General features: G+C 69.5%; 27 protein-coding genes. 23 read left to right on the top strand and 4 right to left on the bottom strand.

Going from position 1 to position 26,051, the window contains the following annotated elements; genetic code table 11:
• Positions 1–75 precede the first annotated feature (75 nt).
• The 4 genes from rho to EER34_RS00905 all read left to right on the top strand — a co-directional run bounded on the left by rho (position 76) and on the right by EER34_RS00905 (position 4,420).
• Positions 76–2,028 carry a transcription termination factor Rho gene (gene rho, locus EER34_RS00920; protein ID WP_240642057.1) on the top strand — a complete coding sequence of 651 codons (1,953 nt, stop codon included), beginning with the start codon at positions 76–78 and terminating at the stop codon, positions 2,026–2,028.
• Between the two features lie 18 nt (positions 2,029–2,046).
• Positions 2,047–3,126 (top strand): peptide chain release factor 1, encoded by a 1,080-nt coding sequence (prfA, locus tag EER34_RS00915; protein WP_127472712.1) that lies wholly within the window; start codon positions 2,047–2,049, stop codon positions 3,124–3,126.
• Positions 3,127–3,189: 63 nt separating this feature from the next.
• A complete protein-coding gene (locus EER34_RS00910; protein ID WP_164743410.1) occupies positions 3,190–3,984 on the top strand; it encodes an alpha/beta fold hydrolase in 795 nt (264 codons plus the stop codon).
• Positions 3,985–4,018: 34 nt separating this feature from the next.
• Complete coding sequence (locus tag EER34_RS00905) at positions 4,019–4,420, top strand: phage holin family protein (protein WP_127472710.1); 402 nt, start codon at positions 4,019–4,021, stop codon at positions 4,418–4,420.
• A gap of 1 nt (position 4,421) precedes the next feature.
• Here EER34_RS00905 and epsC read toward each other — a convergent pair whose 3' ends face one another.
• The 3 genes from epsC to cysK (EER34_RS00890) are packed head-to-tail and all read right to left on the bottom strand — an operon-like array spanning position 4,422 to position 6,918.
• Positions 4,422–4,991 (bottom strand): serine O-acetyltransferase EpsC, encoded by a 570-nt coding sequence (gene epsC / locus EER34_RS00900; RefSeq protein WP_127474219.1) that lies wholly within the window; start codon positions 4,989–4,991, stop codon positions 4,422–4,424.
• Between the two features lie 8 nt (positions 4,992–4,999).
• Positions 5,000–5,953 carry a cysteine synthase A gene (cysK, locus tag EER34_RS00895; RefSeq protein WP_127472709.1) on the bottom strand — a complete coding sequence of 318 codons (954 nt, stop codon included), beginning with the start codon at positions 5,951–5,953 and terminating at the stop codon, positions 5,000–5,002.
• A 26-nt stretch (positions 5,954–5,979) separates the two neighbouring features.
• Complete coding sequence (cysK, locus tag EER34_RS00890) at positions 5,980–6,918, bottom strand: cysteine synthase A (protein ID WP_127472708.1); 939 nt, start codon at positions 6,916–6,918, stop codon at positions 5,980–5,982.
• Positions 6,919–7,047: 129 nt separating this feature from the next.
• On the opposite strand from cysK (EER34_RS00890), the gene prmC reads away from it, so the two are divergent.
• The 13 genes from prmC (at position 7,048) to EER34_RS00825 (ending at position 18,133) form a co-directional block, all read left to right on the top strand.
• The gene (gene prmC / locus EER34_RS00885) at positions 7,048–7,926 is read left to right on the top strand and encodes a peptide chain release factor N(5)-glutamine methyltransferase (RefSeq protein ID WP_127472707.1); all 879 of its coding nucleotides are present in this window, start codon (positions 7,048–7,050) and stop codon (positions 7,924–7,926) included.
• 50 nt (positions 7,927–7,976) lie between these two features.
• Positions 7,977–8,663, top strand: coding sequence for an L-threonylcarbamoyladenylate synthase (locus EER34_RS00880; RefSeq protein ID WP_127472706.1), 687 nt, complete (start codon positions 7,977–7,979; stop codon positions 8,661–8,663).
• A complete protein-coding gene (locus tag EER34_RS00875) occupies positions 8,660–9,829 on the top strand; it encodes an MraY family glycosyltransferase (protein ID WP_127472705.1) in 1,170 nt (389 codons plus the stop codon). Before EER34_RS00880 ends, EER34_RS00875 begins: the two co-directional genes overlap by 4 nt.
• Positions 9,826–10,341: a Cg1360 family ATP-synthase-associated protein gene (locus EER34_RS00870; protein WP_127472704.1), complete on the top strand. Its 516-nt coding sequence runs from the start codon at positions 9,826–9,828 to the stop codon at positions 10,339–10,341. The genes EER34_RS00875 and EER34_RS00870 overlap by 4 nt, the downstream gene beginning before the upstream one ends.
• A 130-nt stretch (positions 10,342–10,471) precedes the next feature.
• Positions 10,472–11,263, top strand: a complete 792-nt coding sequence (gene atpB, locus EER34_RS00865) for a F0F1 ATP synthase subunit A (RefSeq protein ID WP_205791465.1) — start codon at positions 10,472–10,474, stop codon at positions 11,261–11,263.
• Positions 11,264–11,324: 61 nt separating this feature from the next.
• Positions 11,325–11,564, top strand: a complete 240-nt coding sequence (gene atpE / locus EER34_RS00860) for an ATP synthase F0 subunit C (protein WP_056121278.1) — start codon at positions 11,325–11,327, stop codon at positions 11,562–11,564.
• 28 nt (positions 11,565–11,592) lie between these two features.
• Entirely contained in the window at positions 11,593–12,156 is a 564-nt protein-coding gene (locus EER34_RS00855; RefSeq protein WP_127472702.1) for a F0F1 ATP synthase subunit B, read from the top strand.
• Entirely contained in the window at positions 12,156–12,947 is a 792-nt protein-coding gene (locus EER34_RS00850; RefSeq protein WP_127472701.1) for a F0F1 ATP synthase subunit delta, read from the top strand. Before EER34_RS00855 ends, EER34_RS00850 begins: the two co-directional genes overlap by 1 nt.
• A 74-nt stretch (positions 12,948–13,021) precedes the next feature.
• Entirely contained in the window at positions 13,022–14,662 is a 1,641-nt protein-coding gene (gene atpA / locus EER34_RS00845; protein ID WP_127472700.1) for a F0F1 ATP synthase subunit alpha, read from the top strand.
• 20 nt (positions 14,663–14,682) lie between these two features.
• Positions 14,683–15,579 carry a F0F1 ATP synthase subunit gamma gene (locus EER34_RS00840; protein WP_127472699.1) on the top strand — a complete coding sequence of 299 codons (897 nt, stop codon included), beginning with the start codon at positions 14,683–14,685 and terminating at the stop codon, positions 15,577–15,579.
• Positions 15,580–15,601: 22 nt separating this feature from the next.
• Complete coding sequence (gene atpD, locus EER34_RS00835) at positions 15,602–17,050, top strand: F0F1 ATP synthase subunit beta (RefSeq protein WP_127472698.1); 1,449 nt, start codon at positions 15,602–15,604, stop codon at positions 17,048–17,050.
• A 2-nt stretch (positions 17,051–17,052) separates the two neighbouring features.
• Positions 17,053–17,313, top strand: a complete 261-nt coding sequence (locus tag EER34_RS00830; protein ID WP_127472697.1) for a F0F1 ATP synthase subunit epsilon — start codon at positions 17,053–17,055, stop codon at positions 17,311–17,313.
• A gap of 67 nt (positions 17,314–17,380) precedes the next feature.
• Positions 17,381–18,133 (top strand): YaaA family protein, encoded by a 753-nt coding sequence (locus tag EER34_RS00825; RefSeq protein ID WP_127472696.1) that lies wholly within the window; start codon positions 17,381–17,383, stop codon positions 18,131–18,133.
• Positions 18,134–18,139: 6 nt separating this feature from the next.
• Here EER34_RS00825 and EER34_RS00820 read toward each other — a convergent pair whose 3' ends face one another.
• Positions 18,140–18,631, bottom strand: coding sequence for a DUF4282 domain-containing protein (locus EER34_RS00820; RefSeq protein WP_127472695.1), 492 nt, complete (start codon positions 18,629–18,631; stop codon positions 18,140–18,142).
• A gap of 179 nt (positions 18,632–18,810) precedes the next feature.
• Between EER34_RS00820 and EER34_RS00815 the strand changes: the two genes are divergently transcribed.
• From EER34_RS00815 to EER34_RS00790, 6 genes are all read left to right on the top strand, one after another.
• A complete protein-coding gene (locus EER34_RS00815) occupies positions 18,811–19,605 on the top strand; it encodes a DUF5684 domain-containing protein (RefSeq protein ID WP_205791299.1) in 795 nt (264 codons plus the stop codon).
• A 79-nt stretch (positions 19,606–19,684) separates the two neighbouring features.
• The gene (locus tag EER34_RS00810; protein ID WP_127472694.1) at positions 19,685–20,677 is read left to right on the top strand and encodes an aldo/keto reductase; all 993 of its coding nucleotides are present in this window, start codon (positions 19,685–19,687) and stop codon (positions 20,675–20,677) included.
• Between the two features lie 70 nt (positions 20,678–20,747).
• Entirely contained in the window at positions 20,748–21,362 is a 615-nt protein-coding gene (locus EER34_RS00805) for a TetR/AcrR family transcriptional regulator (RefSeq protein WP_240642213.1), read from the top strand.
• A gap of 2 nt (positions 21,363–21,364) precedes the next feature.
• Complete coding sequence (locus EER34_RS00800) at positions 21,365–23,098, top strand: ABC transporter ATP-binding protein (protein ID WP_127472692.1); 1,734 nt, start codon at positions 21,365–21,367, stop codon at positions 23,096–23,098.
• Positions 23,095–25,140 (top strand): ABC transporter ATP-binding protein, encoded by a 2,046-nt coding sequence (locus EER34_RS00795; protein WP_127472691.1) that lies wholly within the window; start codon positions 23,095–23,097, stop codon positions 25,138–25,140. Before EER34_RS00800 ends, EER34_RS00795 begins: the two co-directional genes overlap by 4 nt.
• A 51-nt stretch (positions 25,141–25,191) precedes the next feature.
• Complete coding sequence (locus EER34_RS00790) at positions 25,192–26,010, top strand: PP2C family protein-serine/threonine phosphatase (protein WP_240642056.1); 819 nt, start codon at positions 25,192–25,194, stop codon at positions 26,008–26,010.
• The last annotated feature ends 41 nt before the right edge of the window (positions 26,011–26,051 follow it).

Raw genomic sequence — 26,051 nt, 5'->3', positions numbered from 1 at the left:
GGGTCGGGCAGACGCCTGCTGAGCAGCGCGTCCCGTGCGGTCGTGCAATTCCATTCGTTTGACAAGGGAGAACTCGTGGAGTCCATCTCCGAGATCCAGACCGACGCATCGGCCGACGAGCGCGCGGAAGCGCCCGAGGTCGTCGAGAGCGTCGAGACCACCGCCACGGCTGACGCCCCGGTCGAGGCCCCGGCCGCGTCCGAGGCTCCGGCCGCCGAGCCGGAAGCCGCCGCCGAGGCACCGGTCGAAGAGCCCGCCGCGCCGGTCAAGGCGCCGCGCAAGCGCGCGCCGCGCCGTGCCAAGACGGCCGACGCCGTCACGCCCGAGCCCGTCGTCGAGGCGCCCGCCGAGCAGTCCGAGCCCGCCGCCGAGGCGAGCGAGCCCGCCGAGGCCACCGAGCCCGCCGCCGAGGCGACCGAGGTCGCTGCGGAGACGGCCGAGCCCGCCGAGGCGACCGCGCCGGCCGCCGACGAGACGCCCGCCGACGACGCGCAGGCCGCCGCCGCCGACAGCGAGACCGCAGCGCCCGAGGGTGAGGCCGGCGATGCCGCCGAGCAGAGCGGCGACGAGACCCCGTCGCGCAGCCGCAGCCGCAGCCGCAGCCGCAGCCGCAACCGCAATCAGGGCGGCCAGAACGGCCAGGGCGGCCAGAACGGCCAGGGCGGCCAGAACGGCCAGAGCGGCCAGGCGCAGAACGCCCAGGCGCAGAGCGCCCCGAAGGACAACGCCCCCGCCTCCGATTCGGACGACGACCAGGGCCAGGGTGCGGGTCGCGGCCGCCAGCGCAACAAGCGTCGCGGCGCCACCCAGACCGGCGACGAGTTCGACACCGAGATCGGCGAGGACGACGTCCTCATCCCGATCGCCGGCATCCTCGACGTGCTCGACAACTACGCCTTCGTCCGCACCTCGGGCTACCTGCCCGGCACGAGCGACGTCTACGTCTCGCTCGGCCAGGTCAAGAAGTACAACCTGCGCAAGGGCGACGCCGTGGTCGGCTCGATCAAGCAGCCCCGCGAGGGAGAGCAGTCGAGCCGCCAGAAGTACAACGCGCTCGTCAAGGTCGACGCGATCAACGGCCTGTCGGTCGAGGATGCCGCGACCCGCGTCGAGTTCGGCAAGCTGACGCCGCTCTACCCGCAGGAGCGTCTGCGCCTGGAGACGGCGCCCGAGAAGCTGACCCAGCGGATCATCGACCTCGTCGCCCCGATCGGCAAGGGCCAGCGCGGCCTCATCGTCGCGCCGCCCAAGGCCGGCAAGACGATCGTGCTGCAGCAGATCGCCAACGCCATCGCGACGAACAACCCCGAGGTCCACCTCATGGTCGTGCTCGTCGACGAGCGCCCCGAAGAGGTCACCGACATGCAGCGCACGGTGAAGGGCGAGGTCATCGCCTCGACCTTCGACCGTCCCGCCGAAGACCACACCACCGTCGCCGAGCTCGCCATCGAGCGCGCCAAGCGCCTGGTGGAGCTCGGCCGCGACGTCGTCGTGCTGCTCGACTCGATCACCCGTCTCGGCCGCGCCTACAACATCTCGGCGCCCACCTCGGGCCGCGTGCTCACCGGTGGCGTCGATGCTTCGGCGCTGTACCCGCCGAAGCGCTTCTTCGGTGCCGCGCGCAACATCGAGAACGGCGGATCGCTCACGATCCTCGCGACCGCGCTCGTCGAGACCGGCTCCAAGATGGACGAGGTCATCTTCGAGGAGTTCAAGGGCACCGGCAACAGCGAGCTGCGTCTGTCGCGCCAGCTCGCCGACAAGCGCATCTTCCCGGCCGTCGACGTCAACGCGTCGAGCACGCGTCGCGAAGAGATGCTGCTCTCGACCGACGAGGTCAAGATCACCTGGAAGCTCCGTCGCGCGCTCGCGGGTCTCGACCCGCAGCAGGCCCTCGAGGTCGTGCTCGGCAAGCTCAAGGAGACGCAGTCCAACGTCGAGTTCCTCGTGCAGATGCAGAAGTCGATCCCGGCTCCCACGACCGGTCACGGCGGACGCAGCCACGCGGACGACAACAGCATCCGCTGAGCCTCGGAAGGAACCTGCGTGTTCGATTCCGTCAAGGCGCTGATCGAGGAGCACCGAGCGGTCCAGGAGGAGCTCTCCGACCCCGCCGTGCATGCCGATGCGGGACGCGCCAAGCGGGTCAACCGTCGCTACGCCGAGCTCTCGCGCATCGTCAAGGCGCACGAGGACTGGGTCGCGGCATCCGATGATCTGGAAGCGGCGCGCGAGCTCGCCCGCGAGGACGACGCCATCGCGGCGGAAGTCCCCGCGATGGAGGACGAGCTCGCCGCCGCCCAGGAGCGGCTGCGGCGTCTGCTGATCCCTCGGGATCCGGATGACGCGCGCGACGTGATCATGGAGATCAAGCAGGGCGAGGGCGGCGCCGAGAGCGCCCTCTTCGCCGCGGACCTCCTGCGGATGTACCTGCAGTACGCGGCGTCGAAGGGCTGGAAGACCGAGCTCCTCGAGCGCAACGAGTCCGATCTCGGCGGCTACAAGGACGTCCAGGTCGCGATCAAGGGCTCCAGCACCGACCCCGCGCAGGGCGTGTGGGCGCACCTGAAGTACGAGGGCGGGGTGCACCGCGTGCAGCGGGTGCCGGCGACCGAGTCGCAAGGGCGCATCCACACCTCGACGACGGGCGTGCTCGTCTTCCCGGAGGTCGACGAGCCCGACGAGGTCGAGATCAGCCAGAACGACCTGAAGATCGACGTGTTCCGCTCCTCGGGACCGGGCGGCCAGTCGGTGAACACCACGGACTCGGCGGTGCGCATCACCCACCTGCCGACGGGCATCGTGGTGTCGATGCAGAACGAGAAGTCGCAGCTGCAGAACCGCGAGGCCGGCATGCGCGTCCTGCGCGCGCGCCTCCTCGCGCGCCAGCAGGAGGAGCGCGATGCCGCGGCATCCGATGCCCGCAAGTCGCAGATCCGCGGCATGGACCGCTCCGAGCGCATCCGCACCTACAACTTCCCCGAGAACCGCATCGCCGATCATCGCACCGGTTACAAGGCTTACAACCTCGACCAGGTGATGGACGGCGCGCTCGAGCCGATCGTCGCTTCCGCCATCGAGGCCGACGAAGAGGCGCAGCTGGCCGCACTCGGCTCCGAGGACTGACCCGGACCGGGTCTGGCGCCGCCGCGCGACATCCTCTACCGTCGTCGGGTCGGAAGGATGCCTGTGGCCTCGTACGTCTTCACCGCCGCCGACGGCGCCGCGCTGCACGTCGGCCGCGAAGGGGAAGGGATGCCGCTCCTCGCGCTGCACGGCGGCTACTCGTCCCGCGGCGAGATCGAGGCGATCCTCGAGCTGGTGCTCCCCGACGCGCCGGCGTTCGAACGATGGACACCCGACCTGCCCGGCATGGGCGAGAGCATCGGGACGTCCGTCGAGTCTGCCGAGCAGGTCGTCGACCTGCTGTGCGAGCTCGTCGACGCGGAGTTCGGCGGACGCCCGTTCGTGCTGCTCGGGCACTCTCTCGGGGGATTCCTCGCGCGCGCCGTCGCGGCGCGCCGGGCGTCGCAGGTGAGCGCGGTCGCGCTCCTCTGCCCGCTGCCTGCCGAGCCGATCGCCGAGCCCGGGGGAGTCGTGGCGGTCGAGGCGGGCGCCATCGACGCGTTGGACCCGCGCCGGCGCGCCGAGTTCGAGGGCTACTTCGTCTGGCACACCGCGGAGACGGTTCGTCGGTTCCGCAGCGGTGTCGCGCCGTCGCTGGATGTCTATGACGGCGACATCGTCGGACGGATCATGGAGTCCGCGGACTTCGGGATCCCCGACGCGGCCGACGGCGTCCCCACGCTGGTCGTGCTCGGGCGCCGCGACAGCCTCATCGGGTACCGGGCCCAGGTGGCCGAGGCCGAATCGTGGCCGCGCGCCACGGTGGTGGTCGTCGACGACGCCGGCCACGCGCTCCCGCATGAGAAGCCGGAACTCGTGAAGGCGCTGCTCGCCGACCTCCTCGCGCGCGCGGCGTGAGCGAGGCGGAATCCCTCGGCGCTAGGCTCTGCTCGTGCTCACGTTCCTCATCCGCGCGGCGATCTTCGTCGTCTCCGCAGCGCTCGGCCTCATCGTCGCCGACCTGATCCTGCCGGGGTTCTCCCTCCACTGGGACGACTGGTGGGGCATCGTGCTCGCCGTCGTGATCTTCGCCGTCCTGCAGAGCGTGCTCGCGCCGTGGCTCCTCAAGGTGACCGCCCGGCACGCCAATGCGCTCATCGGAGGCATCGGCCTGCTGTCGACGTTCGTCGCCCTGCTGATCGCCGTGCTCATCCCTGCGGCCGGAATCGGGATCGACGGCCCTGTGGCGTGGATCATCGGCACGCTCATCGTGTGGCTCGTGACCGCGCTGGCGAGCTGGCTGCTGCCCCCGATCTTCATCAAGAGGAAGGTCGACGACCGCCGCGGGCGATGACTCAGATGTGGTACTCGGGCGTCGTCAGGATCGACCGGGTGTCCTCGCCCTGACGGCGCTGACGCGGCTTGGCCGGCACCCCGACGAGGACGCTGTCGGCCGGGGCATCCTTCGTCACCACGGCGTTCGCGCCGACGACGGAGCCCGCGCCGATCGTGACCGGTCCGAGGATCTTGGCGCCGGCCCCGACCGCGACACCGTCTTCGAGGGTGGGATGCCGCTTCCCGCCCTCGCGCTGACGACCGCCGAGGGTCACCCCGTGGTACAGCATGACGTCGTCTCCGACCTCGGCGGTCTCGCCGATCACGACGCCCATGCCGTGGTCGATGAAGAACCGGCGGCCGATGGTGGCGCCGGGGTGGATCTCGATCCCGGTGAGCCAGCGCGTGATCTGAGAGCCCGCGCGGGCGACGAAGCGCACCCTCCGCACCCAGAGGGCGTGCCACACGCGGTGGGCCCAGATCGCGTGCAGACCGGGATACAGGAGCGCGATCTCGGCGCCGCTGCGCGCGGCGGGGTCACGCAGCCGCGCGGCCGTGACGTCTTCGCGCACGCGCGCCACGAACCCGATCCGCTCGCTCACGAGGCCGCCTTCTCGGGCTCGCGCAGGTGCTCGTACAGGGCCGTCGACAGGTATCGCTCGCCGGAGTCGGGGATGATCACGACGATCCGCTTGCCCGCGGCCTCGGGGCGTGCCGCGATCTCGAGAGCCGCCCACACCGCCGCGCCCGCCGACATCCCGCCGAGGATCCCCTCGCGGGTGGCGAGGTCGCGCGCGACCCGGATCGCGTCGTCGAACTCGACGTCGAAGATCTCGTCGATCACCGACCGGTCGAGCACGTCGGGCACGAAGTTCGGCCCGATGCCCTGGATGCGGTGCCCGCCGGCACGGCCCTCCGAGAGCAGGGGGGAGTCCTTGGGCTCGACGATCGCGATCTTCACGTCGGGATTGCGCTGCTTGAGCACCTGGCCGACGCCGGTGATGGTGCCGCCGGTGCCCGAGCCCGCGACGAAGTAGTCGACCCGGCCGTCCGTGTCGCGCCAGATCTCCTCGGCCGTGGTGCGGCGGTGGATCTCGGCGTTGGCCTCGTGCTCGAACTGCCGTGCGAGCACGGCGCCCGGGGTCTCGGCGACGATCCGCTGCGCCGCGTCGACGGCCTCCGTCATCCCCTTGTAGGGATCGGTGAGCACGAGTTCGGCGCCGTAGGCCTTCAGGAGCGTCCGTCGCTCCTTCGACATCGACGCCGGCATCGTGAGGATCACCTTGTAGCCGCGTGCGGCGCCGATGAGGGCGAGGGCGATGCCGGTGTTGCCGCTCGTCGACTCGACGATCGTGCCGCCCGGCTTCAGCTCTCCCGATGCCTCCGCCGCGTTCACGAGGGCGTAGCCCAGCCGGTCCTTGACGCTGGAGCCCGGGTTGTAGAACTCGAGCTTGGCGAGCACCTCACCGCCGAGGCCGTCGGTGAGGGCGTTGAGCCTCACCAGCGGAGTCTCGCCGAATGCGGTCGTGATGTCGGAGTGGATCCCTGGCACGGGTCGCCTTTCTGGAGCGGTCTGGCTCAATCCTCTCGCAGGTTCTCGTACAGCGCCGTCGAGAGGTACCGCTCGCCGAACGAGGGGATGATCACGACGATGTTCTTGCCCTCGGCTTCGGGCCGCGCGGCGATCTGCAGCGCCGCCCAGATCGCGGCGCCCGACGAGATTCCGACGAGGATGCCGTCCTTCACGCCCACGGCGCGGGCGGTGTCGATCGCGTCGGAGAACTCGACGTCGAAGACCTCGTCGATGACACCCTGGTCGAGGATCGCGGGGACGAAGTTCGGGCCGATGCCCTGGATCTTGTGAGGGCCGGGCGTGCCCTTGGTGAGGAGGGGCGAGTCGGCCGGCTCGACGGCGACGACCTTCGCGCCGGGGACGCGCTCCTTGAGCACCTGGCCGACGCCGGTGATGGTGCCGCCGGTGCCGATGCCGGCCACGAAGTAGTCGACGGCGCCGTCGGTGTCGCGGAGGATCTCCTCGGCGGTGGTCTTGCGGTGGATCGCCGGGTTGGCCTCGTTCTCGAACTGCTTCGCGAGCACGGCGCCGGGGATCTCGGCGACGAGCTCCTCGGCCTTGGCCACAGCGCCCTTCATCCCGCCGGCGGGATCGGTGAGCACCAGTTCGGCGCCGTAGCCCTTGAGCAGCAGCCGGCGCTCGATCGACATCGACGAGGGCATCGCCAGCACGACGCGGTAGCCGCGTGCCGCGCCGACCATGGCGAGGGCGATGCCGGTGTTGCCGCTCGTGGCCTCGACGATCGTGCCGCCGGGCTGGAGCTGGCCGGATGCCTCGGCCGCGTCGACGATGGCGATGCCGAGGCGGTCCTTGACGCTCGAGGCCGGGTTGTAGAACTCGAGCTTCGCGAGCACATTCCCGCCGAGGCCCTCCGCGATGCGGTTGAGGCGCACCAGCGGGGTGTTCCCGAAGGCGGAGGTGATGTCGGGGTGGATGCCGGTCATTTCGGGCCTTTCAGCGGAGGTCTGGCGGGTGGGCACCAGCCTAGGGGGGCGAAATGGACGTGAGTCCTTGTATGACGAGGGCCCCGCCACGGGCCGGTAACCTAAGCCGGGCTTAGGCTGGACGAGCCCATGGCTTCACCCGAACATCCCCCCACCGTCGCCGCCGTCCTGCGGCATGCCGTCGCGCGCCTCGCCGAGGCCGGCGTGCCCGATCCCGACGTCGACGCCGAGCTTCTGGCCGCCTTCGTGCTCGGCACCGGGCGCGGGGGAGTGCAGGCGGCCGCGGTGCGCGGCGACGCCGTCGACCCGGCATCCGCGGCCCGTCTCGATGCGCTGGTCGCACGTCGTGCGACGCGCGAGCCGCTGCAGCACATCACCGGCTCCGCCCCGTTCCGCCACCTCGAGCTTCGCGTCGGACCGGGGGTGTTCGTGCCCAGGCCCGAGACCGAGATGGTCGCGCAGCTGGCGATCGATGCGCTCGCGGCCGCGGCATCCCCGTCCCCGATCGCTGTGGACCTCGGCACCGGAAGCGGCGCGATCGCGCTGGCGATGGCGACCGAGGTTCCGCACGCTCGGGTGTTCGCCGCGGAGAACTCCGTCGACGCGTTCGTGTGGACGAAGGAGAACTTCGCGCGGATCGGCGCCGACAACGCCCGGCTCGCGTTCATCGACCTCGAGCACGCCTTCCCCGAGCTCGACGGCACCGTGTCGGTCGTCGCCTCCAACCCGCCGTACGTTCCGGATGCCGCGATCCCGCGCGATCCCGAAGTGCGACTGTTCGATCCTCCCGCCGCGCTGTACGGGGGAGAGGACGGCCTCAACGTCGTCCGCGTCCTGAGCGGCGTCGGGCTGCGACTGGCCCATCCGGGCGGCACGATCGTCATCGAGCACGGCGAGTGGCAGGGGGAGGCGATCCGCGCGATCCTGGCCGCCGACGGCTGGCGTGCGGCATCCACCCACCCGGATCTCACGATGCGCGACCGCGCCACCACCGCGCTGCGTCCCTGACCGCCGTTCGGAGCGTCCGTCCAAGAGCGCGCAACTAGACTGTGCGCGACATGTCCCCCATCTTCGATTGCCGCGATGAGGCGCAGCTGCTCTCCGGCATGCGTCAGGCGCGCCAGGCCATCGGCCGCGGCGAGCTGGTCGTCCTCCCCACCGACACCGTCTACGGCGTCGCCGCCGACGCGTTCAGCGCGAACGCGGTCCAGCGACTCCTCGACGCCAAGGGCCGCACCCGCCAGATGCCGCCGCCGGTGCTCGTCGCGGGGATCGCGACGCTGCGCGCCCTCGTCGCCGAGGTGCCCGAGCCGGTCGAGCGCCTCGTCGAGGCGTTCTGGCCCGGCGGCCTCACCATCGTGCTCCCCTCGCAGCCCTCGCTGTCGTGGGACCTCGGCGACACCCAGGGAACGGTCGCCGTGCGCATGCCGGCGCACCGGATCGCCCTCGAGTTGCTGGAGGAGACCGGACCCCTCGCGGTGTCCAGCGCCAACCTCACCGGCCGGTCCGCGGCCGTCACGCCGGAGGACGCCGAGGGGATGCTGGGCGACAGCGTCGCCGTCTACCTCGGCGACGGCCCGTCCTCGACGGGCGTCGCGTCGACCATCGTCGACGCGACGAGCCTCGTCGGGGGCCAGGAGGCGCTCGTGCGGGTGCTGCGCGAGGGCGCGGTCAGCCGCGAGCAGCTCCGCGAGGTGCTCGGCGACCTGCTCGAGCCCGAGCCCGACCACCCGGCGAGCCCGTGAAGCAGTACGTCTTCACGATCCTCTTCACGGCGGCGATCACGTTCGCGCTCTCGTGGACGGTCTGGCGGCTGAGTCTCAAGTACAAGCTGTACCCCGGCATCCGCGAGCGCGACGTCCACAAGACGCCGACTCCGCGCCTCGGCGGCATCGCCATGTTCCTCGGCGTGGCCGCCGCATTCGTGGTGTCGTCGCAGCATCCGTTCTTCGCGACGATCTGGAACAATCCCGCCCAGGTGTGGGCGATCCTCGGCGCGACGTTCCTCATCGTCCTGATCGGCGTCGCCGACGACATCTGGGATCTCGACTGGATGATCAAGCTGGGCGCCCAGTTCCTCGCCGCGGGGATCATCGCGTGGTTCGGCGAGCTCCAGATCTATTCGCTCCCCATCGGCGGCATCGCGATCGGGTCGAGCTGGATGAGCTTCACCCTCACGGTCTTCTCGATCGTCATCGTGATGAACGCCGTGAACTTCATCGACGGGCTCGACGGGCTCGTCGCGGGCGTGTGCCTCATCGCCAACGCGGTGTTCTTCGCCTACTCGTACATGCTGGTGCGCGATCTCGGCGCGAGCACCTTCTTCAACCTCGCGTCGTTCATCGCGGCCGTGCTCATCGGCACCTGCATCGGCTTCCTCCCGCTCAACTGGAGTCCCGCCAAGCTGTTCATGGGCGACTCCGGGGCTCTCATGCTCGGCCTCCTGATGGCGTGCTCGGCGATCGCGATCACCGGCAACATCACCCCGGCGATGGTCGGCGACAACGACGAGTTCGGGCGCTCCCAGCTGCTCGGCGCGTTCATCCCGATCCTGCTGCCGGTCGTGGTCGTGCTGCTGCCGCTGCTCGACTTCGGCCTCGCGGTCGTGCGACGCATGAGCAAGGGCAAGTCGCCGTTCTCTCCCGATCGCAAGCACCTGCACCATCGGATGCTCGACATGGGCCACTCCGACCGCGACGCGGTCATCATCTTCTACGCCTGGACGGCGATCGTGAGCCTCGCCGTCCTCCTCATGTACATCGGCACGTCCGAAGGCTGGCCCGGGGACTATCTCCTCGGTGTCGCGTTCGGCGTCGTCGGCGCCGCCGCGTGCCTCGTGGTGACGCTTCTGCCGTCGCGGCGGCACACCCCCGCATCCGCCCCCGAGCCCGTCCTGGAGGACGCCGCATGACCCCCAACCCCGTTTCGAGCACCCCCATCCTCCGCACCGTGCTGGTGTGGGCGGGCATCGTCACCGCGGTCCTCGCCGTCGTGGGCGGACTGGTCGGATTCCTCGTCGCCGGCACGACCGGCCTCTGGAGCGCACTGCTCGGCGTGCTGGTCGCGGCCGCATTCCTCGGGATCACGGTGATCAGCATCCTCATCGCCAACCGCTGGTACGGCGATCCGCTGTACGTGCCGGTCTTCTTCGCGATCGTGCTCGGCGGCTGGATCCTGAAGTTCATCGTGTTCTTCGTGATCCTGATCGTGCTGCGGGGCCAGCCGTGGCTCGATCCCGCGGTCTTCTTCGTCGCCGTCGTCGCCAGCATCCTCGCGTCGCTTGCGGTCGACGTCGTGGTCCTGCTGCGCATGCGCGTGCCCCATGTGAGCGACATCGCGCTGCCGACCGATCCCGACGCGGGGGATCGCACCGACGATCGGCCCGGCGCGCCTGAAGCGGAATCGGGAGCCCCGCGAGTTTGATAGGCTCTCTATGCGCCCGCCCGCTCGCCCAGCGAGCACTCGCGGAGTGACGCTCATCGACCATCGTCGCAACGGTTCCTGACCGGTTGCCCCGAAGCTGGAGCCAGCGCTGTTTACTCATGCTGCGACCCTGATCGCCCCCATTGCCGCGGACGCTCCGCCGGAGTTCCACGGACCTTCGATCGATGAGTTCTTCCCGGAGATCCTCTTCAATCTCGCAGGTGTTCCGGTCACCCGGATCCACCTGATCCAGTTCCTCGCGACGGTCGCCGTCGTGGTGATCTTCTGGCTCGGCACCCGGCGCATGCGCGTCGTTCCCGGCCGCTTCCAGAGCCTCGTCGAGATGGGCCTGGACTTCGTCCGGGTGAACATCGGCGAGGACCTGCTCGGCAAGAAGGACGCCCAGCGCTTCCTTCCGATCCTCACGACGATGTTCTTCATGATCCTGTTCATGAACATCACGGGCATCATCCCGTTCCTGAACATCGCCGGCACGAGCACCATCGCGGTGCCGCTGACGCTCGCGATCGTCAGCTACGTGACGTTCATCTACGCCGGCATCAAGAAGAGCCCGAAGAACTTCTTCAAGAACTCGCTGTTCCCGTCGGGTGTGCCGTGGCCCATCTACGTCATCGTCACGCCGATCGAGCTCATCTCGACGTTCATCATCCGGCCCGTCACGCTGACGCTGCGACTCCTGATGAACATGATGGTCGGCCACCTCCTCCTGGTGCTGTTCTTCGCCGCCACGCAGTTCTTCATCTTCGAGATGGGCGGCTGGTGGTCGATCCTCGGCGCCGGCAGCCTCGCGTTCGGCTTCATCTTCACCCTGTTCGAGATCCTGGTGGCTGTCCTCCAGGCCTACGTCTTCGCCCTTCTGACCGCGGTCTACATCCAGCTCGCGGTCGCCGAAGAGCACTGATACGGGACGTCCCTGCACCTGAACAACGCAGGGCCGCCCACAACCGAAAGGAAAAACCCCCGTGGACGCAACTACGGTTCTCGCCGAGGTCACCGGTTCCATCGCCACCGTCGGCTACGGCCTCGCCGCGATCGGCCCCGCCATCGGTGTGGGCATCGTCGTCGGCAAGACGATCGAGGGTGTGGCTCGCCAGCCCGAGCTCGCCGGTCGTCTGCAGGTGCTCATGTGGATCGGTATCGCCTTCACCGAGGCGCTCGCCTTCATCGGCATCGCGACCGGCTTCATCTTCGGCTACGCGTGATCCAACCGACCTCTACTAAGGAGACAGGATGCTGAACGCTCTTGTCGCGTACGCCGCGGAAGAGGGTGCGGAGGCGCACAACCCTCTCATCCCCGCGTGGTACGACATCATCTGGTCGTCGGTGTGCTTCATCGTCATCCTCTTCATCTTCTGGAAGGTCGCCCTTCCTCGGATGAAGAAGCTGCTCGACGAGCGCTCTGCGGCGATCGAGGGGAACATCGCGAAGGCCGACGAGGCCCAGCGCAAGGCCGAGGCGGCGCTCGAGGAGTACACCGCGCAGCTCGCCGACGCCCGCAAGGAAGCCGGTGAGATCCGCGACGCCGCCCGTGAGGACGGCAAGAAGATCGTCGCAGAGGCGAAGGACTCCGCCACGGCAGAGGCCGCCCGTCTGACCGCGACGGCTCACTCCCAGATCGAGGCCGAGCGCCAGACCGCGCTCGTGTCGCTGCGCAGCGAGGTGGGCACGCTCGCCCTCGACCTCGCCGGCGGCGTGATCGGCGAGGCGCTGTCCGACGACAAGAAGGCTCAGGCCGTCGTCGACCGCTTCCTGGCCGAGCTCGAGGCATCCGAGGCAGAGAAGGCGTCGAAGTAATGGGCAGCGCGACCACTCAGGCACTGGCGGCGACGACGAAGGCGCTCGACGCCGCGTCGGGCGTCGACCTCGACGTGGCCGGCGAGCTCTTCGCCGCGGCGCGCGCCGTGGGCGACTCGTCGCAGCTGAGCGGCGCGCTCGCCGACTCCGCAGCGCCCGTCGATGCTCGCCGCCAGGTCGTCACCGCCGTCTTCGGTCCGTCGTTCGCGCCGGCGACGGTCTCGCTGCTGACGACCGCGGTCGAGCAGCGCTGGTCGCGGGCATCCGACCTCGTCGACGGCATCGAAGAGCTCGCCGTCCGCGCGGCCGCCGTGGCCGAGCCGACCGCCGACGTCGAGGAGGAGCTGTTCCGCTTCTCCCGCACGGTGGCCGAGAACTCCGAGCTCGAGCTCGCCCTGGGCAGCCGGCTCGGAGACGCGTCGGCCAAGGCGACGCTCGTGCACACGCTGCTCGACGGCCGCGCGAGCGCCGCGACGGCCCTGATCGCGGCATCGCTCGCGCAGCAGCCGCGTGAGCGTCGCATCCGTCAGCTGCTGTCGCGGGCGACCCGCCTCGTCGCCGATCAGCGCGGCCGCACCGTCGCCACGGTCTTCGCCGCGGCGCCGCTGAGCACCGCGCAGGTCGACCGCCTGGCGACGTCGCTCTCGCAGCGCTACGGCAAGAAGGTGTCGCTCAACACCGTCGTCGACCCGACCGTGGTCGGCGGACTGCGTGTGCAGATCGCCGACGACGTGATCGACGCGAGCGTGTCGGCACGGCTCGCCGACCTCCGTCAGCGCCTGGCCGGCTGACACAGACTTCCCGCCACCGGCGGAGATCTCGGGGCCACGCCCCACAACAAGAACTTTGAAACAAAGGGAAGACAATGGCAGAACTGTCAATCAGCCCCGACGTCATCCGTGACGCGCTGAAGGATTTCGTCGCCGCGTACGAGCCCACCGGGGCAGCGGCGACCGAGGTCGGCACCGTCATCGACGCCGCCGACGGCATCGCCCACGTCGAGGGCCTGCCGGGCGTCATGGCCAACGAGCTGGTGACGTTCGAGGACGGCACGCTCGGCCTCGCGCAGAACCTCGACGAGCACGAGATCGGTGTCGTCGTCCTTGGCGAGTTCTCCGGCGTCGAGGCCGGCCAGCCCGTCACGCGCACCGGCGAGGTCCTGTCGGTCCAGGTGGGCGAGGGCTACCTCGGCCGCGTCGTGGACCCGCTCGGCAACCCGATCGACGGGCTCGGCGAGATCACCGGCGTCGAGGGCCGTCGCGCCCTCGAGCTGCAGGCCCCGGGCGTCATGCAGCGCAAGTCGGTGCACGAGCCGCTCCAGACCGGCATCAAGGCGATCGACGCGATGATCCCCGTCGGCCGCGGCCAGCGTCAGCTGATCATCGGCGACCGCCAGACCGGCAAGACGGCGATCGCGATCGACACGATCATCAACCAGAAGGCCAACTGGGAGTCGGGCGACGTCAACAAGCAGGTGCGCTGCATCTACGTCGCCATCGGCCAGAAGGGCTCGACGATCGCCGCCGTCAAGGGCGCGCTCGAAGACGCCGGCGCCATGGAGTACACGACGATCGTCGCGGCCCCGGCTTCCGACCCGGCCGGCTTCAAGTACCTTGCCCCGTACACCGGCTCGGCCATCGGCCAGCACTGGATGTACGACGGCAAGCACGTCCTGATCATCTTCGACGACCTGACCAAGCAGGCCGAGGCCTACCGCGCCGTGTCGCTGCTGCTCCGCCGCCCGCCGGGCCGCGAGGCGTACCCCGGTGACGTCTTCTACCTGCACTCGCGTCTGCTCGAGCGCTGCGCGAAGCTCTCGGACGAGCTCGGGGCCGGTTCGATGACGGGTCTGCCGATCATCGAGACCAAGGCCAACGACGTCTCGGCCTACATCCCGACCAACGTGATCTCGATCACCGACGGCCAGATCTTCCTCCAGTCCGACCTCTTCAACGCCAACCAGCGTCCCGCGGTCGACGTCGGAATCTCGGTCTCGCGAGTCGGCGGTGACGCGCAGGTCAAGTCGATCAAGAAGGTCTCCGGGACGCTCAAGCTCGAGCTCGCCCAGTACCGCTCGCTCGAGGCGTTCGCGATGTTCGCGAGCGACCTGGATGCGGCATCCCGTCGTCAGCTGGCACGCGGCGCGCGCCTGACCGAGCTGCTCAAGCAGCCGCAGTACTCGCCGTACCCGGTGGAGGAGCAGGTCGTCTCGATCTGGGCCGGCACCAACGGCAAGCTCGACTCGATCGAGGTCGAGGACGTGCTGTCGTTCGAGCGCGAGCTGCTCGACTACCTGCGTCGCAACACGACGGTGCTCGACACGCTCCGCGAGACCAACGTCCTCGACGACGACACCGTCGCCGAGCTCACCAAGAAGACCGACGATTTCATCCTCGAGTTCCGGGCCGGCAAGGGCCAGACGATCTCCAAGCCCGGCCACGAAGAGGTCGCGGCGGCAGAGGCCGACGACGTGAACCAGGAGAAGATCGTCAAGGGTCGCCGCTAAGGCGGCGCCGGACTACGACAATGGGCGCACAACTCCGGGTCTACAAGCAGAAGATCAGCACTGCTCAGACGACCAAGAAGATCACGAAGGCGATGGAGCTCATCGCGGCTTCGCGCATCCAGAAGGCGATGGCGCGAGTGCGCGCGTCCTCGCCCTTCGCGCGTGCCGTGACGCGAGCCGTCTCCGCCGTGTCGACGCACTCGAACGTGGAGCACCCGCTCACGAAGGAGCGCGAGGTCATCAGCCGTTCGGCTGTCGTGATCTTCGCGTCCGACCGCGGTCTCGCGGGCGCGTTCAACTCGCAGATCCTCCGCGAGGGTCTCGAGCTGGCCGAGCTGCTGCGGCAGCAGGGCAAGGAGCCGGTCTTCTACCTCATCGGCCGCAAGGCCGTCGGGTACTTCCAGTTCCGTCGCATGGCTGCCGCCGCCGAGTGGACGGGTGACACCGACACCCCTCACTTCACCACGGCCGAGGAGATCGCGGCGACGCTGCTCGACGCGTACGACCGCAGCGGCGAGGATGGCGGCGTCGACGAGATCAACCTCGTCTACAACCGCTTCGTCAGCATGATGACCCAGACGCCCGAGACCGTGCGGCTTCTGCCGCTCGAGGTCGTCGAGGCCGAGGAGTCGGCCACCGCGCAGGTGTACCCGCTCTACGAGTTCGAGCCGGACGCCGAGACGGTGCTCGACGCGCTCCTGCCGGTGTACATCCAGAGCCGCGTCTTCAACGCACTCCTGCAGTCGTCGGCCGCGAAGCACGCCGCGACGCAGAAGGCGATGAAGTCCGCCAGCGACAACGCCGACAAGCTCATCACCGACTACACCCGCCTGCGCAACAACGCACGCCAGGCCGAGATCACGCAGCAGATCGCCGAGATCGTCGGCGGCGCCGACGCTCTGGCGTCGGGCAAATAGACCACACGAAAGAGAAGAAGCCATGAGCCTCACCGCAGAGAAGACCGAGACCGCGGTCGTCGGCCGCGTCGCGCGCGTGACCGGTCCCGTCGTGGACATCGAGTTCCCGCACGACTCGATCCCCGACATCTACAACGCTCTCAAGACCACCATCGTGATCGACGGCGAGTCGAACGAGATCACGCTCGAGGTCGCGCAGCACCTGGGCGACGACCTCGTCCGCGCCATCGCGCTCAAGCCCACCGACGGCGTCGTCCGCGGCCAGGAGGTGCGCGACACCGGGGAGCAGATCACCGTCCCCGTCGGCGACGTCACCAAGGGCAAGGTCTTCAACGTCATCGGCGAGGTCCTCAACGCCGAGCCCGGCGAGAAGATCGAGGTCACCGAGCGCTGGCCGATCCACCGCAAGGCGCCGAACTTCGACCAGCTCGAGTCGAAGACGCAGATGTTCGAGACCGGCATCAAGGTCATCGACCTGCTGACGCCGTACGTGCTCGGCGGAAAGATCGGCCTCTTCGGCGGCGCCGGCGTCGGCAAGACGGTCCTCATCCAGGAGATGATCCAGCGCGTCGCGCAGGACCACGGTGGTGTGTCGGTGTTCGCCGGTGTCGGCGAGCGCACCCGTGAGGGCAACGACCTCATCCATGAGATGGAGGAGGCGGGCGTCTTCGACAAGACCGCCCTCGTGTTCGGCCAGATGGACGAGCCGCCGGGGACGCGTCTTCGTGTCGCCCTCTCGGCGCTGACCATGGCGGAGTACTTCCGCGACGTCCAGAAGCAGGACGTGCTCCTCTTCATCGACAACATCTTCCGCTTCACGCAGGCGGGCTCCGAAGTCTCGACGCTGCTCGGCCGCATGCCGTCCGCGGTGGGCTACCAGCCGAACCTCGCCGACGAGATGGGCGTGCTCCAGGAGCGCATCACCTCGACGCGCGGTCACTCGATCACCTCGCTCCAGGCGATCTACGTCCCCGCCGACGACTACACCGACCCGGCTCCGGCGACGACCTTCGCCCACCTCGACGCCACGACCGAGCTCTCGCGCGAGATCGCGTCGAAGGGTCTCTACCCGGCCGTCGACCCGCTGACGTCGACGAGCCGCATCCTCGACCCGCGCTACATCGGCGACGACCACTACCGCGTGGCCACGGCTGTCAAGCAGATCCTCCAGAAGAACAAGGAGCTCCAGGAGATCATCGCGATCCTCGGTGTCGACGAGCTCTCCGAAGAGGACAAGATCGTCGTGTCGCGTGCACGCCGCATCCAGCAGTTCCTCTCGCAGAACACCTACATGGCAAAGAAGTTCACCGGTGTCGAGGGTTCGACGGTCCCGATCAAGGAGACCATCGAGTCGTTCGACGCGATCGTGAAGGGCGACTTCGACCACGTGGCCGAGCAGGCGTTCTTCAACGTCGGCGGCATCGCCGACGTCGAGGAGAACTGGGCGCGCATCCAGAAGGAGAACGGCTGATCATGCCGCTCAAAGTGAGTCTCGTCTCCGCCGATGCGGAGGTCTGGTCGGGAGAGGCGTCGCTCGTCGTCGCCAAGACCGTCGAGGGCGAGATCGGCTTCATGTCCGGGCACGAGCCCGTGCTGGCGATCCTCGCCGAGGGCCAGGTGCGGATCACCCAGACCTCGGGCACGAAGATCATCGCCAACGCACAGGACGGATTCCTCTCCATGGAGGGGGACGATCTCACGATCGTCGCCGGCAACGCGGCGCTCATCTCCTGACGCGAACACATCAGACCTCGGCCGGCTCCCTCGCGGGGCCGGCCGAGTCGTCTTCCGGGGAGCGCCCATGCTGATCCTTCTCCCGCCGTCCGAGACCAAGAGGCCGGGCGGTCGCCGGCGACCGCTGGACGCGGCATCCCTCGCCCTTCCGTCGCTGACCCCGCAGCGCGACGCCGTCGTCGACGCGCTCGTCGCGCTGTCGGCGGATGAGGCGGAGGCGGCCCGCGTGCTCAGACTGGGCGAGACCCAGCTCCGCGAGATCGCCGTGAACGCCGCACTCCGGGAAGCCCCGACGATGCCCGCGATCGACCGCTACACCGGCGTGCTGTTCGACGCGCTGGACGCGGCATCCCTCCCCACCGTCTCCCGGCGCTGGATCGGTGCGCACGTGCGCGTCCACTCCGCCCCCTTCGGCCCGGTGGGCGCCCTCGACGCGATTCCGGCGTACCGGCTCGGCGCATCGGCGTCCCTCCCCGGGCTGCCGAGTCTCAAGCGGCTGTGGGCGGACGCCGTCACCGCCGCGCTTGCGGGCGAGCAGCCGCGCTTCGTGCTCGATCTGCGCTCGGAGGCCTACGTCGCGCTCGGGCCCGTGCCCGAAGGCGTCGCCTCCGTCTACGTGCGCGTGGTCTCTGAGGGCGAGGGCGGCGCCGTGCGGGCGCTCAACCACTTCAACAAGCACGCGAAGGGCGCGCTCGTCCGTCGCCTCGCCGTCGAACGCCCGCGGGTGTCGTCGCGCGCCGGGTTCCTGCGGTGGGCGGATGCTGCGGGCCTGCGGGTGCGCGACGGCGCGGCGGCCGGCGAGATCGAGCTCTTCGCCTGACCGGGATCAGCGCCGGGTGTGCTGGGCCGTCCGCTCGGTGTTCTCGGCGATCGCGATGAGCGCGACGACGGCCTCGATGATGAACCGCAGGCCGATGATCGCGATGAACGAGATCAGCGGCACGAGGATGAGGGTCGCGATGATCGCGGTGATCCCTGCGCCGGCGTTGATCCACAGGAGGGAGGCGCCGCCGACGATGCCGTTCACGAGATACACGATGAACCCGATCGCGATCACGATCAGCCCGACCAGGTAGAACACGCTCGCGAGGCGCCGCGTGATGAACGTGCGGAAGCTCAGGTCGAACAGGGCGGAGAAGAACCCCCGGCCGACCGCGGCGGCGTCGTCGTGGAGCGACGTCGGCACACCGGTGTCGTCCGGGTCGCTCGCCGGGTCGTAGGCGGGGGCGGATGCCTCGGCCGGCGTGCCGGCCGAGCGGGCCGCCTCGGCGGCGGGCTGGTCGGGGAGCGGCGGTACGGGGGGAGTGGGGTCGGTCATGGTGGTCCTTCCGCTGACGGTTGCTGTCAGGCTACCCACCCGTGACGACGGCGGTCAGCCCCCGAATCCCGCCGTGCCTGCTGACATGCCCGCTCGGGCATCGCTAGCATGTGTCCCGCGGGGCGTGGCGCTCCGCTCGATGTGCTCGCACATCGATGATCGTTCCGGAGAGGACGTTCATGTACGACGACGATTACGGAGTCGGAGGGCTCGTCGCCCTCTGGCTGGTGCTGCTGCCCTTCCTGTTCATCCTCGCGATCGCGGCTTACGTGATCACCTCGTGGTTCTATATGAAGATCTTCGAGAAGGCCGGCGTGCAGGGGAAGTGGCGCGCGTGGGTCCCCGTCTACAACACGCTGATCTTCGTCAAGCTGGGTGACCTCAACCCCTGGTGGCTGCTGATCCTCTGGGGAGCCACTGCCTTCCTCAGCTGGGTGCCTGTCATCGGCCAGCTCTTCGGCCTCGTCGCCTTCATCTACACGCTGCTCGCCGCCTGGCGCGTCGGCCTCAAGCTGCAGAAGGAAGCCGTCTGGCTCATCCTGTACTTCTTCCTGTCGATCGTGTGGCTGGGCATCAACGCCTTCGACAGGTCGCGCTGGAACACCGCCATCCCCGCAGCGCCGTGGGCCGGCAACTTCCTCGCCGACAACACGACGTGGTCGGGCATCCCGAGTCAGGTTCCGGCGGGCGGCTACCCGGCCAACCCTGCCACCGCGGCGCCCGCCGGCTACGCGCCCCCGCCGGCCGGCTACCAGCCCCCGGCCGGGTACGGCGCCCCGCCGGCTCCGCCTGCCGCGCCGCCGGCGCCGCCTGCCGCGCCGTACACGCCGCCGGCCGCCGAGCCGCCGGCGACGCCTCCGGCGGCCGCGCCCGAGCCCCCTGCCGCGCCGCCTGCCGCGCCTGAGCCGCCGGCACCGCCCGCCTCGACCGAGCCGCCGACGGCACCCGACGCCCCCGAGGCGCCGAAGCCGTAAGCCCCACGCGACGACCCCTCGCCTTCAGGGCGGGGGGTCGTCGCGTTCCCGCCGGACGCGTGCGGGCTAACGTGGAGGCATGACCTCTGCCGTACCCCCGCGCCGCGTCGGCGCCTCCGGACTCCTCGTCCCCGCCGTCGGCCTCGGCTGCAACAACTTCGGCCGGGCAGGCACGCGCACCGAGACCCTCGACGGGACTCGCGAGGTGCTCGACGCCGCGATCGACGCCGGAGTGACCTTCCTCGACACGGCGGACATGTACGGCAAGGACCCTGGACTGTCGGAGACCCTCATGGGCGAGGCGCTCCGCGGCCGTCGTGACCGCGTGGTGCTGGCGACGAAGTTCGGGCATTTCGGGCGCGACATGGGGTATCCGGTGACCGGGTCGAAGGCGTCCCGCGCGTACGTGCGACGCGCGGTCGAGGCATCCCTCACCCGTCTGCAGACGGAGTGGATCGACCTCTACCAGCTGCACACGCCCGATCCGGCGACCCCCATCGAAGAGACCCTCGACGTGCTCGGCGACCTCGTCCGCGAAGGGAAGGTGCGCTACATCGGGCACTCCAACCTGGCGGGCTGGCAGATCGCGGAAGCGCACTACGTCGCCGCCGAGCGTGCGGGCGTGCCGTTCGTGTCGGCGCAGAACCACTACAGCCTGCTGGCGCGCGCCGCAGAGCGCGAGGTGCTGCCCGCCGCGGAGCGGTTCGGGCTGGGGTTCCTGCCGTACTTCCCGCTCCACAACGGCCTGCTCACCGGCAAGTTCACGCGCGACCACGCGCCCGAGGACTCGCGGATCATGCGCCAGCGACAGCACGTGTGGCAGGAGGCGCCCTGGGACGCGCTCGAGGCGTTCCAGGCGTTCTGCGACGAGCGGGGCATCACGATGCTCGAGGCGACGTTCGGATGGCTCCTGGCCAAGCCCGCCCTGGCGAGCGTCATCGCGGGAGCGACGAGCCCGGAGCAGGTGCGCGCCAACGCCGCCGCAGCCACCGCGTGGGCCCCCACCGTCGACGACCTCGCCGCGATCGACGAGCTCTTCCCGCTCCCGGAGGACCCCGGCGCGAAGGTCTGACGCCGTTCGCGGAGGGCGAACCGCCGGCCACGCATGAGTGAGTGCTCACTCATTTAGACTGGCCGGCGTGATGCAGGCCATCGACCTCGGCACGGATGCCCCGGCTCGCCAGCGCGCGCAGCCCATGGCACCAGCGGATCGGCGCGCGATGATCGCCGAACAGGCGATTCCGCTGTTCATCGAGCACGGGTCGTCGCTGACCACCCGGCAGCTCGCCGATCATCTCGGCATCGCCGAGGGGACGATCTTCCGAGCCTTCGGCGACAAGGAGACCCTCACGCGCGCCGCCGTGCGCGCCTTCTTCGACCGCGCCGAGGTCACTCTGGCGTCGGCGAGCCTCGTGGACGCGTCGCTGCCGCTCGAGGAGAAGGTCGCACGCCTCGTCCGCGGGGCGCGCGAGCACGCCCGCGGAGTTTTCGCGATGCTGTCCCTCCTCGAGCCGGTCGAGGCGGGGGAGTACATCGCACGAGCGCGCACGGGTGCGTTCGAGGACGCCATCACCGCGGCATTCGCGCCGGATGCCGCATCCCTCGGCGTCGCCCCCGATCGCGTCGCGCCGCTCCTGCGCGTCGCGGTCATCGCGGCATCCGCGCCGTCGCCGCACCAGCACTCCCTCCCCGACGACGACGAGCTGATCGCCTTCGTCCTGTACGGCATCGCGGGTCGCCCCCGCGGAAAGGACTGATCGTGCTCGGAAAGCTCCTCGCGCGCTATCTGCGCCCGGCATGGCTGCTCATCGTGGCCGTCGTCGTCTTCCAGCTGGCGCAGTCGATCGCCTCGCTGCTTCTGCCGACGCTGAACGCCGCCATCATCGACAACGGCGTCGTCGACGGCGACATCGACTACATCGTGCAGACCGGCGGGGTGATGCTCGCGATCACCCTGGTGCAGGTCGTCTGCGCCATCGTCGCCGTGTACTTCGGCTCCCGGCTGGCGATGGGGATGGGGCGCGACCTGCGGGGCGACCTCTTCCACCGGGTCGTCGCCTTCTCGCAGCGAGAGGTGGGTCAGTTCGGCGCACCGTCGCTCATCACGCGCAACACGAACGACGTGCAGCAGGTCCAGATGCTGGTGCAGGTGTCTGCGACGCTGATGATCTCCGCACCGATGCTCGCCATCGGCGGTGTGATCATGGCCGTCCGCCAGGATGCCGGGCTGTCGTGGCTCATGGCCGTCGCGATCCCGGTGCTGCTGATCATCGTCGGGCTCATCGTCTGGCGGATGGTGCCGGCGTTCACCAAGATGCAGAAGCGCATCGACCGCGTGAATCAGATCATGCGCGAGCAGCTCACCGGCATCCGAGTGGTGCGCGCGTTCGTGCGCGAGCCCGAGGAGCGCGCGAGGTTCGCGAAGGCCAGCGACGACGTGCAGGAGACCGCGCTGCGCGCCGGCAACCTCATGGCGCTCATGTTCCCGGCGGTCATGCTGGTCATGAATCTCTCGAGCGTCGCGGTCATCTGGTTCGGCGCGTTCCAGGTGCAGGAGAACGGCGTCGAGATCGGCACCCTGTTCGCGTTCCTGCAGTACCTCATGCAGATCCTCATGGGCGTGATGATGGCCACGTTCATGTTCGTCATGATTCCGCGCGCGGCCGTGTGCGCGAATCGCATCGGCGACGTTCTCGAGACGGACCCGTCCGTCGCGGCGCCGTCGACTCCCGCCGCCACACCCGCCCCGGCGGGTCGCGTCGAGTTCGATCACGTCGACTTCGCGTACCCGGGTGCCGAGGAGGCCGTCCTGCACGACCTCACCTTCACGGTCGAGCCCGGCACCACGACGGCCGTCATCGGCTCGACGGGCGCCGGCAAGACGACCCTCATCGGCCTCGTGGCGCGCCTGTTCGACGTCACGGCCGGACAGGTCCGGGTCGACGGCGTCGACGTCCGCGAGTACGACCCCGACGAGCTCTGGCAGCGGATCGGCCTGGTCCAGCAGCGCGCGTTCCTGTTCTCCGGCTCGATCGCGTCAAATCTCCGCTACGGCAACGGCGAGGCCACCGACGAGGAGCTGTGGGAGGCGCTCGACCTCGCACAGGCGAAGGGGTTCGTCGAGAGCCTCCCGGAAGGCCTCGAGGCCCCGATCGCGCAGGGCGGCACCAATCTGTCGGGCGGACAGCGGCAGCGGCTCGCCATCGCGAGAGCCCTCGTGAAACGGCCGGAGGTGTACATCTTCGACGACTCGTTCTCCGCACTGGATCTGAGGACGGATGCCGAGCTCCGGCGTGCGCTCGACACACATCTGCCCCACGCGACGAGGCTGGTGGTCGCGCAACGGGTGTCCACCATCCGCCACGCCGATCAGATCCTCGTGCTCGACCACGGCCGCATGGTCGGGATCGGCACCCACGACGAGCTCGTGGAGACGTGCGAGACGTACCTCGAGATCGTGGAATCCCAGCTCGCGGCGGAGGCGGCGGCATGAGCGGCGCGCAGCAGGGCGGCCCCCGGCGGATGCCGATGCAGCGCGGGCCCATGGGCCAGGTGGGCGGCGGCGAGAAGGCCCGTGACTTCGGGCCGAGCGCGAAGCGCCTCCTGGCGACGCTCCGCACCGACATGCCCGGGCTCATCGTCGTCCTCGTGTTCTCGGTGCTCTCCGTCGCGCTCTCGGTGATCGGCCCGAAGCTGCTCGGCAACGCGACCAACGTCGTGTTCGCGGGATACATCTCGCTGACGGTCCCCGCGGACATGACGAAGCAGCAGGTCGTGGACGGGCTGGTCGCCCAGGGCAACCAGGATCAGGCGAACATGGTCGAGGCGATGGATTTCGTGCCCGGCGCGGGCGTCGACTTCCGGCAGCTCGCCTGGATCCTCGGCGGCGTGCTCGCGGTGTACGTCTTCGCGAGCCTGTTCGGCTGGCTGCAGGCCCGGCTCCTCAACGGCATCGTGCAGCGTGCGATGCACCGGCTGCGGCTCCAGGTCGAGGACAAGATCCAGCACCTGCCGCTCGCGTACTTCGACAAGGTCCAGCGCGGTGAACTGCTCAGCCGCGTGACCAACGACGTCGACAACATCGGCCAGACGATGCAGCAGACCCTGTCGCAGGTCGTCATCTCGCTGCTCACGGTCGTGGGCGTCCTTGTGATGATGTTCCTCATCTCGCCGCTGCTCGCCGTGATCGCTCTCGTGACGATTCCGCTCACGATCCTGATCACGGTGCTCGTCGCGAAGCGCTCGCAGAAGCTGTTCGTCGCCCAGTGGAAGTCCACAGGCATCCTCAACGCACGAGTCGAGGAGACGTTCTCGGGCCACTCGATCGTCAAGGTGTTCGGTCACCAGCAGGAGGTCGAGGCGGACTTCCGCGCGGAGAACGACGAGCTCTACCGGGCGAGCTTCGGCGCTCAGTTCATCTCGGGCATCATCATGCCCGCGATGATGTTCATCGGGAACCTCGTCTATGTCGCGATCGCGGTCGTCGGAGGCCTCCAGGTCGCGGCGGGGCTGCTCTCCATCGGCGATGTGCAGGCGTTCATCCAGTACTCTCGCCAGTTCACCCAGCCGCTGAGCCAGCTGGGCTCGATGGCGAACCTGCTGCAGTCCGGTGTCGCGAGCGCGGAGCGGGTCTTCGAGCTGCTCGACGAGACCGAGGAGCAGCCGGACGACGCGACCGCGGAGACCGCGCCCGAGGAGGCGAGCCATCTCGCCTTCGAGGACGTCTCGTTCCGATACGTCGCCGACAAGCCCCTCATCGACGGGCTCTCGCTCACCGCCGAGCCGGGGAGCACCGTGGCGATCGTCGGACCCACCGGCGCCGGGAAGACGACTCTGGTCAACCTCATCATGCGGTTCTACGAGGTCGACGGCGGCCGCATCACACTCGACGGGGTCGACACGCGGGGCATGACCCGAGACGACCTCCGGGCCCGCACCGGCATGGTGCTGCAGGACACCTGGCTCTTCTCGGGGACGATCCGCGAGAACATCGCGTACGGACGACCGGATGCCACGGAGGAGGAGATCGTCTCGGCGGCCACCGCCGCCTACGTCGACCGCTTCGTGCACGCCCTCCCGGACGGCTACGACACGGTGCTCGACGACGAGGCCACCAACCTCAGCGTCGGCGAGCGCCAGCTCATCACGATCGCGCGCGCGTTCCTGGCCGATCCGCGTCTCCTCATCCTCGACGAGGCCACCAGCTCGGTCGACACCCGCACGGAGCTGCTCATCCAACGGGCCATGTCCCGGCTGCGCGAGGACCGCACCGCGTTCGTCATCGCCCACCGGCTCTCCACGATCCGCGACGCCGACCTGATCCTCGTCATGGAGGCGGGCGCGATCGTCGAGCAGGGCACGCACGACGAGCTGCTGCGGGTCAAGGGCGCGTACTGGCGGCTCTACAACGCGCAGTTCGAGGCCCCGATGGACGAGGAGATCCTCGAGGATGCCGTGGCGGTCGGGGCACCGGCGCCCGGCGCGTCGCGCGGGCCCGTCGCCGAGGACGCGGCCGAGGAACCCACTAGTATGTGAGGACGCGTCAGGCCGCCTGGTCTCGCGAAATCCGACCGGGAGGACAGGGGCGTGCCCGAGGTTTCCACCCAGTCGCGCACGGTGTCCGTTCCGGGCGGATCCCTCGAATTGACCTGGGCGGCGGTGACCGACACCGGCCGACGGCGCGAGGTCAACCAGGACGCCATGTTCGCGTCGTACCCCCTCTTCGTCGTCGCCGACGGCATGGGCGGGCACGTCGGCGGCGAGATCGCCAGCGCCAGCACCATCGAGCGGCTCACCACGGTCGCCGCGGAGGGCGTCGTGACGCCGAAGGCGATCGAGAAGGCGCTCGCCCGCGCCGTGAAGGACATCGCCTCCCACCCCGAGGCGACCGACGACGGCACCGGCACGACGCTGACCGGGGTGTACCTCGACACGAGCGGCGAGTCCGCGCACTGGGTCACCCTCAACATCGGCGACTCGCGCGTCTACCTCGTGCGCGACGGCGCGATCGTCCAGATCACCACCGACCACTCGGTCGTCCAGGAGCTCATCGCGTCGGGACGGCTCAGCCCCGAGGAGGCCGAGAACCACCCGTACGGGAACGTCATCACGCGGGCGGTCGGCCCGAGCGAGGGTGTGGCGCCCGACTACGTGCGGCTCGACGTCGCCGAAGGCGACCGGTTCGTGATCTGCTCGGACGGGCTCACGAAGGAACTCACCGACTACGGCATCCGCCACTTCCTCGACGAGAACGCCGACCCGGCCGATGCCGTCACGGCGATGCTCGACGCGGCGCTGGAGAACGGCGGCCGTGACAACATCACGATCATCGTCCTCGATGTGGGCTCCGTGGCCGGCGCGGCGGTCGTCGACGACGACGTCGACTCCTCCCCAGACCGCGTCTGACCCCACGGCTCCACCGGAGCCGGCACGCGGTGCACGGGCGC

This window comes from Microbacterium sulfonylureivorans (genome assembly GCF_003999995.1).
In the GTDB taxonomy this organism is placed as follows: domain Bacteria; phylum Actinomycetota; class Actinomycetes; order Actinomycetales; family Microbacteriaceae; genus Microbacterium; species Microbacterium sulfonylureivorans.
Note: the sequence above shows the minus strand (reverse complement) of the source record. Positions and strands in the feature narration are given on the sequence as shown.